This window comes from Rhizobium phaseoli, assembly GCF_010668805.1.
GTDB classification, from domain to species: Bacteria; Pseudomonadota; Alphaproteobacteria; order Rhizobiales; family Rhizobiaceae; genus Rhizobium; species Rhizobium phaseoli_A.
In genome coordinates, this window is the sequence record NZ_WUFT01000067.1 from 1 (window position 1) to 469 (window position 469).

The window sequence follows — 469 nt, forward strand, 5'->3', positions numbered from 1 at the left end:
GTTCTGCGGTGTTCACGGGTATCACGTCGCTCGACGACGCGCTGGCGAAGGAAGACGCCGATCACATCACGCTCGCCGATGCACTGACAAAGAGCGGCTATCGCGGCGCACGCGCGGTTAAAGGCCAGACCGTCGATGCGTATTTCGAAGCGCATATCGAGCAAGCCCCCGTGCTCGAAGCGAACGGCACGACCATCGGCGTCGTGACGGGCGGCCAGGCGATCCGCTGGCTCGATGTCACGGTGACGGGCATGGCCGCGCATGCGGGCACGACGCCGATGCCGTATCGCAAGGATGCTTACTTTGCGAGCGCGCAGATGGCGACGGAGTTGGAGCGCATCGTCGAACGCTACGCGCCGCGCGGGCTCGTGACGATCGGGCAGGTCGGCATCAGGAATGCGTCGCGCAACACGATTGCAGGCGAAGTGTCGTTCACCGTCGATCAGCGTCATCACGAAGACAGCGAAGT

1 pseudogene is annotated in these 469 nt (G+C 64.0%); it reads left to right on the top strand.

Annotated elements, in window-relative coordinates:
- A pseudogene (locus GR197_RS31405) lies at positions 1–469 on the top strand (Zn-dependent hydrolase); the annotation flags it as partial.